Origin of the sequence: Nocardioides sp. (assembly GCF_035429765.1) — a bacterium.
Taxonomy (GTDB): Bacteria; Actinomycetota; Actinomycetes; order Propionibacteriales; family Nocardioidaceae; genus Nocardioides.
In genome coordinates, this window is record NZ_DAOMFK010000154.1 from 1 (window position 1) to 7,361 (window position 7,361).

The following is a 7,361-nucleotide window of genomic DNA, read 5'->3' on the forward strand; positions in this document are numbered from 1 at the left end:
CGGGAAGCGCTGGCCGCCGAGCTGGTCGGCCCCGGGCGCACGGTGCTGGTGGCGGTGGGGGAGCAGGGGCCGGCCGGCTACGCCGTCCTCATGGTGCACGGCGACGTGGGCGACCTGCTGCGTCTCGGCGTGCGCCCCACCGAGCGCCGGCGCGGGCTGGCCAGCGCCCTGCTCGCCGCGGCCCGGAGCCGGGCGCAGGAGCTGGGCGCGACCCGGCTGCTGCTGGAGGTGAGCGCAGGGAACCAGGACGCGGCGGCGTTCTACCGCGCGCACGGGTTCACCCCGGTCGACCGACGGCCCCGCTACTACCGGGACGGGTCGGACGCCGTGGTCCTGCAGCTCCCGCTGGACTCGTAGGGTGCTGCCATGACCGACGGCCCCCTCGTGCTGGGCATCGAGACCTCGTGCGACGAGACCGGGGTCGGCCTGGTGCGCGGCCACACCCTGCTCGCCGACGCGGTGGCCAGCAGCGTGGAGGAGCACGCCCGGTTCGGCGGGGTCGTCCCGGAGGTGGCCAGCCGGGCCCACCTCGAGGCCATGGTGCCCACCCTCGAGCGGGCCGCGGACCGGGCCGGGATCGCGCTGCACGAGATCGACGCCGTCGCGGTCACCAGTGGTCCCGGGCTGGCCGGCGCCCTGCTGGTGGGGGTCGCCGCCGCCAAGGCCCTGGCCCTCGGGCTGGGCGTCCCGATCTACGGCGTCAACCACCTCGCCGGCCACGTCGCGGTCGACCAGCTCGAGCACGGTCCGCTGCCCGAGCCGTGTCTCGCGCTGCTGGTCTCCGGCGGCCACTCCAGCCTGCTGCGGGTCGAGGACGTCACCGCCGGCGTGCAACCGTTGGGCGCCACCATCGACGACGCCGCCGGCGAGGCCTTCGACAAGGTGGCCCGCCTGCTCGGGCTGCCCTTCCCCGGCGGGCCGCACATCGACCGGGTGGCGCGCGAGGGCGACAGCGCGTACGTCGACTTCCCCCGCGGCCTCACCTCGCGGCGCGACCTGGAGCGGCACCGCTTCGACTTCTCCTTCTCCGGTCTCAAGACCGCCGTGGCCCGGTGGGTGGAGGCCCGGCGACGCAGCGGGGAGCCGGTCCCGGTGGCCGACGTGGCCGCCTCCTTCCAGGAGGCCGTGTGCGACGTGCTGGTGCGCAAGGCGCTGGACGCGGCGACCAGCGAGGGCATCGACGACCTGCTGATCGGCGGCGGGGTCGCGGCGAACTCGCGGCTGCGGTCGATGGCCGAGGAGCGGGCCGCCGCCCGCGGGATCCGGGTGCGCGTGCCGCGCCCCGGCCTGTGCACCGACAACGGGGCGATGATCGCCGCGCTCGGCGCGGAGCTGGTGGCCCGGGGCCGGCCCCCCTCCGACCTCGACCTCCCGGCCGACTCCTCCCTGCCGGTCACCACCGTCGTGGCCTGAGGGCCCCGGTCAGCGGACCTGGAGGAAGAACGGCCGGTCGGCGTCCGACCCGGCGACCGGTGGCACGGCGTACTCCATCGAGCCGTCCAGCCCGACCCGGACCACGGCCCACCTCCCGTCCTGGTAGGTGACCGTGAGCACGTGGGAGTCGTCCTCCCACACCTGGCCGAGGCTGAACGCGAAGCTGTCCCGCGAGCTGAGCAGGTGGACCCTCGGCGTCCCGGTGGCGTCCAGGATCGCCAGCTCGCCGTCGCCGAACCCGTCGCCGATGGAGCCGACCGCCACCAGGTGCTCGTTGTCGGGCGAGAAGCCCACCAGCCGGAAGTCGCAGGTCTGCCAGCGGGTCACGCCCGGCTCGTCCTGCAGCTGCGAGCAGGTGGTCAGGTCCGGGTGGTACTCGGTGATCCCCGCGTAGAAGGAGCGGTAGGCGGTCAGCGTCCGGATGCCCCCGCCCAGCCGGTCCACCAGGCCGTGGGAGGTCGAGACCCAGGTCTGCGGGCGGGCACCGGTCGTGGTGACCAGGACCGAGCAGCCGGCGTCGGTGGTCCGGCCCTCCACGCAGTCCTCGCTGGTCACGGCCGCCGCCGAGTACGGACCGGCCCCGGGCACCCGCGGCAGGGTGAGGGTCTCGGTGCCACCGGACTGGACCACGGTCACCTCCCCGGTCGGGGAGGCCCAGGCCACCACCTGGCCCTCCGGAGAGGTCGCCAGGTCCCCGTCGAGCGGGTACCTGTCGCCGGCGGTGCCGTCGGCCGCCAGCCGGACGGCCTCCAGGTTGCCCTGGCCGTCGTCGGTGGCGACCACCCAGCCGTCCCCCATCGCCGCCAGCTGGTGGATGCGGTCCACCCCCTTCACCGTCACCGTGCTCCCGTCGGCCCGGTGGAGGGTCAGCCCGTCGGCCCACGCGAGCGCCGGGGCGGCGCCGGTGGGCAGGTCGGAGACGTCGAAGTCCTGCGTCGGGGCCGGTACGGGCCCGATCGTCGGCGAGGGGCCGGTCGAGACGCTCGGCGAGGGGCCGCCCGTGGCGTACCCGGGGTCGGTGCCGCCCGGCCCGCCGTCGCCGACCACCAGGGCCGTGGGCACCAGGATCCCGGCGGCCGCGAGCATGCCCACCCCGACCGCGATCCGGCGACGGCGCTGCAGGGTCCGGGCCCGCGACCTGACGTCGTCGAGGCCGAGCGGAGCCTGGGTCATCGAGTCCACCTGCTCGTGCAGGGCACGGCCCAGCCGCTGCCCCTCGTCGTGGTGCTGCTGGTTCATCGCTCGTCCTCCTGGGGTCGGGGGTCCAGAGATCGGGGTGCGCGGGTCCGCAGCGCGGCCAGGGCGCGGCTGGCCTGGGACTTCACCGTCCCGACCGAGCAGCCCATCACCTCGGCGGTCTCGGCCTCGCTGAGCTCCTCGTAGTAGCGCAGCACGACCACGGCACGCTGCCTGCGGGGCAGGGTCTGCACGAGCTCCCAGAGCCGGGCGTCCTGCCCCTCGTCGTACTCGTCGATGACCGTGGCATCCTCCGGCACGCGGTCCACCGTCACCTCCCGCCGGCGCCACGGCCGGCGCCACAGGCTGTGGTGCTCGTTGACCATGATCCGCCGCAGGTAGGCGTCCACCGAGTCCCGCCGGTTCACCTTGTCCCAGGACAGGTACAGCTTGGCCAGCGAGGTCTGGAGCAGGTCCTCGGCGCCGGCCCGGTCGCCGGTGAGCAGGTACGCCGTGCGAAGCAGCCGCGGCTGCCGGGCCCGCAGGTAGTCGGTGAACTCGGCGTCCCTGCGGTCCTCGGCTGTGGTCATGCGCGCGACCCCCGTGTCGGCGACGATGTGCATCGGTCCCTCCCATCCTCTCGTCTCCAAGACGCGAGGAGGCGCAGCGAGGTTGCACGTGTCCGTCCGGCAGTTGCCAACCACCCGGCCGGGTTGGGACCCTCCTCGCGGTACCCACGCGGGAAGGAGCACACGGATGCAGCAGGTCAAGGCGGTCATCGCCCGGAGCAAGGGCGCGCCGGTCACGGTCGAGACGATCAACGTCCCCGACCCCGGCCCCGGCGAGGCGGTGGTGAAGGTCCAGGCCTGCGGGGTCTGCCACACCGACCTGCACTACCGCGAGGGAGGCATCAACGACGACTTCCCCTTCCTGCTCGGGCACGAGGCGGCCGGCGTGGTCGAGCAGGTGGGCGAGGGAGTGACCTCGGTCGCCCCCGGTGACTTCGTGATCCTGAACTGGCGCGCGGTCTGCGGGAGCTGCCGGGCGTGCAACCGGGGCGAGCCGTGGTACTGCTTCGCCACCCACAACGCCACCCAGAAGATGACTCTCGAGGACGGCACCGAGCTCGCGCCGGCCCTGGGCATCGGGGCCTTCTGCGAGAAGACCCTGGTCGCGGCCGGCCAGTGCACCAAGGTGGACCCCTCCGCCCGGGCGGCCGCGGTCGGTCTGCTCGGCTGCGGCGTGATGGCCGGTCTCGGCGCGGCGCTCAACACCGGCCAGGTCGGGCGTGGGCGCTCCGTCGCGGTGATCGGCTGCGGCGGGGTGGGCATGGCGGCGATCGCCGGCTCCGCGCTCGCGGGCGCGAGCCGGGTCATCGCCGTCGACGTCGACGGCCGCAAGCTCGACTGGGCGCGGGGGATGGGGGCGACCGACACCATCAACAGCCGCGAGACCGACCCGGTCGAGGGCATCCAGGCCCTCACCGGCGGCCACGGCGCGGACGTCGTGATCGACGCCGTCGGCCGGCCCGAGACCTGGAAGCAGGCCTTCTACGCCCGCGACCTGGCCGGGACGGTCGTGCTGGTCGGCGTACCGACCCCCGACATGCGGATCCCGGACATCCCGCTGCTCGACGTCTTCGGCCGCGGCGGGTCACTGAGGTCCAGCTGGTACGGCGACTGCCTGCCCAGCCGCGACTTCCCGATGCTGGTCGACCTCTACCAGCAGGGCCGTCTCGACCTCGACGCGTTCGTGTCGGAGGAGATCGGGCTGGCCGACGTCGAGGCGGCCTTCGAGAAGATGCACCACGGCGACGTGCTGCGCTCGGTGGTGATCCTGTGAGCACCGCCCCCTGCCCGCCCGGCCGGATCGACCACACGGTCACCCGGGGCACGTTCTCCCTGGACGGGGAGACCTTCGAGGTCGACAACAACGTCTGGGTGGTGGGCGACGACGTGGACTGCGTGGTCATCGACGCCCCCCACGACGTCGACGCGATCCTCGCCGTGGTGGGCGGCCGCACGCTCCGGGCGATCGTGTGCACGCACGCCCACGACGACCACGTGCGGGTGGCCCCGGCGCTGCGCGAGCGCACCGGTGCGCCGATCCTGCTGCACCCCGACGACCGGCCGCTCTGGGAGCTGACCCACCCGGACCTGCTCTGGGACGCGGACCTTGCCGACGGCCAGGTGATCGAGGTCGGCGGCATGCGGCTGGAGGTGCTGCACACGCCCGGGCACGCTCCCGGGGCGGTCTGCCTCCACCTCGCCGACCACGGCTGCGTGTTCACCGGGGACACGCTGTTCCGCGGCGGACCCGGGGCCACCGGCCGGTCGTTCAGCGACCGGTCCACCCTCGAGGCCTCGATCCGGCGCCGACTGTTCGCGCTGCCCGACCAGACGATCGTGCACACCGGGCACGGCGAGGACACCACCATCGGCGCGGAGCGCGAGGCTCTCGGCGGCTGACGTCCTGGGGTGGAGGGCCGGGGGCTGGGCGCCTGGCAGTGCCTTCGCGGGCCGGCGCCGGTCACATCGTTCGGGTCCGAACGATGTGACCAGGATCGCACCCTGAGAGGGGCCTGTGTGTTCGCCGTAGAGATGGTTGAACGATAAATTATGTGGCACGAAGGCCGGGAGACACCCGGTCCGCAGTATGGAGGAGGCCACCACCATGCGTGCCACGCTCGACAAGCTCATCTCCTGGACCGGACTGCTCATGGCGCTGGTCCTGCTCGTTGCCGGCGTTCTGCTGCTGTGGGCCAGCAGCTTCGCCCACGACCAGGTCAAGACCCAGCTGACCGACCAGCACATCACCATGCCCGAGGGCGACGCCCTGGAGACCCAGGCGCAGAAGGACGCGCTGGAGCAGTACGCCGGCGAGAAGATGACCACCGGCGCCCAGGCGAAGGCGTACGCCGACCACTACATCCTGGTGCACATGAACGCCGCCTCCGGGGGCAAGACCTACTCCGAGGTCAGCGGCGAGTACATGGCGATGTCCTCCGACCCGAACGCCGACCAGGCCAAGGTCGAGGAGCTCGGCCAGCTGCGGCAGACCATGTTCATGGGCTCGACGCTGCGCGGCCTGCTGCTCAACGCCTACGCGTTCGACACCCTGGCCTCGATCGCCTTCTGGGCCTCGATCGCGTCGTTCATCGGTGCGGCGCTGCTCGCGGTGCTGGGGGTTTTCGGTCTGCGGCACGCCCGTGAGGTCGCCCGCGCAGAGGCCTGACCTCCTGGGTGGTGCGGTGCAGGTGAGGGATTCCCCGGGCGGGGAATCCCTCACCTGTCGGGGGTGGCAACCCCCACCACGTGCGAGTTCTCCGCGCGGAGTCCCGGGAGGCAGCCCGACGTACGCCGACGCGAGGGCCGCCGGTACGCCGCGGAGCGTGCCGGGGGTACTCCGACGTCGCAGGCCGGGTCCGGGCGCCGATCAGAAGGGCTTGACCAGCAGTGCGGTGCCGGCGCCGGAGACCCGGGTGAGCACGAGCGTCGCCTCGTCCTCCCCGGTGAGCGAGAGCCGCTTCCTGAGTGCCTCGGGGACGACGTCCACCCCCCGCTTCTTGATCGTCAGCCGGCCGATCCCGCGCTGCCGGAGCGCCAGGCGCAGCTGCTTCTCGCGGAACGGCAGGGTCTCCAGCACCCGGTAGCCCCGGGCGAACGGGGTCCGGAAGGACTCGTCGGAGGTCACGTAGGCGATGTGCTCGTCGAGCAGCCCGCCGTGGACCCCGGCAGCCACCGCGGTGACCAGCTCGGCACGGATCACCGCCCCGTCGGGCTCGTACAGGTACTCCCCGAGCTCGCGCACGGGCCGGGCCCGGCCCTCGTAGGGGTCGTCCTCGTCGGTCAGCGTCGCGAGCCCGCTGCGGGCCAGCACCGTGGCCCGGCGGCGCGTGGTCGCCAGGTGCGGCGACCACAGCACCGCCTCCTTCACCTCGCCGAGGTCGCTGACCCACTCGGCCTCGGCGCCCGCCGGCACGAGGTCCCGGGGGAGTCCCGGCGCGGTCTTGACCACCGCCCGACCCTCGAGCAGCCGCTCCACGAAGGTCCACGGCGGGGTCCAGCCGGTCACGTCGAAGACCCGGCCACGGGCGGTGCGCCGCGCCGGGTCGGCGAAGGCCACCCCGAACCCCTCCACGTCGACCGCCGTCGCGTCGGCCACCGCGACCGCCCCCTGCAGCCCGAGGGCGGTGAGGTTGGCCTCCGCGACGGCCACCCGGACCGGGTCCAGGTCGACCCCGGCGGTGGTCAGTCCCGCCTCGGCGAACGCGACCAGGTCGCCGCCGATGCCGCAGCCGAGATCGATGACCGAGCCGGGATCGGCCGCGGCCACCCGGGCCGCCCGGTGGGCCGCGACCCGGTGCCGGGTCGCCTGCTCGAGCCCGTCGGGCGTGAAGTACATGCGCAGCGCGCGCTCCCCGAGCTTCGCCACGGCGCGGACCCGCAGCCCGACCTGGGTGAGGGCGACGGCCGCCCGGTCCGGATCCGGCTCGCTGCGCCGCATCTCGGCCGCGGCACCGACAGGGTCCCCCTCGTGCGCGACGTACACCTCGGTGGCCCGCAGCAGCTGCTGCTGGCCCTCGGGGGTGAGCAGCCAGCGAAACGTCTCCAGGTCCACCGGGGCATCATGGCAGCCATGGCCGAACACATCCTGATCCTGCTGCGCCACGCGAAGTCCGACTGGGCGGGATGGTACGCGGACCTGGACCGGCCGCTTTCGCCGCGCGGCCGGCGGCAGGCCCCCGAGAC

The 7,361-nt window shown here is 73.9% G+C and carries 8 protein-coding genes; 5 read left to right on the forward strand and 3 right to left on the reverse strand.

Annotated elements, in window-relative coordinates; genetic code table 11:
* A partial coding sequence (locus tag PLP61_RS12845) for a GNAT family N-acetyltransferase (RefSeq protein WP_324503125.1) occupies window positions 1–357 on the forward strand: 357 nt, incomplete at its 5' end.
* A 9-nt stretch (window positions 358–366) separates the two neighbouring features.
* Window positions 367–1,413 (forward strand): tRNA (adenosine(37)-N6)-threonylcarbamoyltransferase complex transferase subunit TsaD, encoded by a 1,047-nt coding sequence (gene tsaD / locus PLP61_RS12850; protein ID WP_324503126.1) that lies wholly within the window; start codon window positions 367–369, stop codon window positions 1,411–1,413.
* A 9-nt stretch (window positions 1,414–1,422) separates the two neighbouring features.
* On the opposite strand, the gene PLP61_RS12855 is transcribed toward tsaD, so the two are convergent.
* Together PLP61_RS12855 and PLP61_RS12860 are read right to left on the reverse strand one after the other, a co-directional pair.
* Window positions 1,423–2,673 carry a hypothetical protein gene (locus PLP61_RS12855; RefSeq protein ID WP_324503128.1) on the reverse strand — a complete coding sequence of 417 codons (1,251 nt, stop codon included), beginning with the start codon at window positions 2,671–2,673 and terminating at the stop codon, window positions 1,423–1,425.
* Window positions 2,670–3,200 carry a SigE family RNA polymerase sigma factor gene (locus tag PLP61_RS12860; RefSeq protein WP_324503129.1) on the reverse strand — a complete coding sequence of 177 codons (531 nt, stop codon included), beginning with the start codon at window positions 3,198–3,200 and terminating at the stop codon, window positions 2,670–2,672. Before PLP61_RS12860 ends, PLP61_RS12855 begins: the two co-directional genes overlap by 4 nt.
* 166 nt (window positions 3,201–3,366) lie before the next feature.
* On the opposite strand from PLP61_RS12860, the gene PLP61_RS12865 reads away from it, so the two are divergent.
* The 3 genes from PLP61_RS12865 (at window position 3,367) to PLP61_RS12875 (ending at window position 5,844) form a co-directional block, all read left to right on the forward strand.
* Complete coding sequence (locus PLP61_RS12865; protein ID WP_324503130.1) at window positions 3,367–4,452, forward strand: S-(hydroxymethyl)mycothiol dehydrogenase; 1,086 nt, start codon at window positions 3,367–3,369, stop codon at window positions 4,450–4,452.
* On the forward strand, window positions 4,449–5,078 hold the full coding sequence (locus PLP61_RS12870) for an MBL fold metallo-hydrolase (RefSeq protein ID WP_324503131.1): 630 nt from the start codon (window positions 4,449–4,451) through the stop codon (window positions 5,076–5,078). The genes PLP61_RS12865 and PLP61_RS12870 overlap by 4 nt, the downstream gene beginning before the upstream one ends.
* 205 nt (window positions 5,079–5,283) lie before the next feature.
* Entirely contained in the window at window positions 5,284–5,844 is a 561-nt protein-coding gene (locus PLP61_RS12875; RefSeq protein WP_324503132.1) for a hypothetical protein, read from the forward strand.
* Between the two features lie 201 nt (window positions 5,845–6,045).
* Here PLP61_RS12875 and PLP61_RS12880 read toward each other — a convergent pair whose 3' ends face one another.
* On the reverse strand, window positions 6,046–7,230 hold the full coding sequence (locus PLP61_RS12880) for a class I SAM-dependent methyltransferase (RefSeq protein WP_324503133.1): 1,185 nt from the start codon (window positions 7,228–7,230) through the stop codon (window positions 6,046–6,048).
* Window positions 7,231–7,361: the final 131 nt, after the last annotated feature.

What these genes read in the sequence shown, in the direction of transcription:
- PLP61_RS12875 (WP_324503132.1), top strand. Translation starts at nt 5,284, where the DNA reads ATGCGTGCCACGCTCGACAAGCTCATCTCCTGGACCGGACTGCTCATG.
- PLP61_RS12855 (WP_324503128.1), bottom strand. Translation starts at nt 2,673, where the DNA reads ATGAACCAGCAGCACCACGACGAGGGGCAGCGGCTGGGCCGTGCCCTG.
- PLP61_RS12860 (WP_324503129.1), bottom strand. Translation starts at nt 3,200, where the DNA reads ATGACCACAGCCGAGGACCGCAGGGACGCCGAGTTCACCGACTACCTG.
- tsaD (WP_324503126.1), top strand. Translation starts at nt 367, where the DNA reads ATGACCGACGGCCCCCTCGTGCTGGGCATCGAGACCTCGTGCGACGAG.
- PLP61_RS12865 (WP_324503130.1), top strand. Translation starts at nt 3,367, where the DNA reads ATGCAGCAGGTCAAGGCGGTCATCGCCCGGAGCAAGGGCGCGCCGGTC.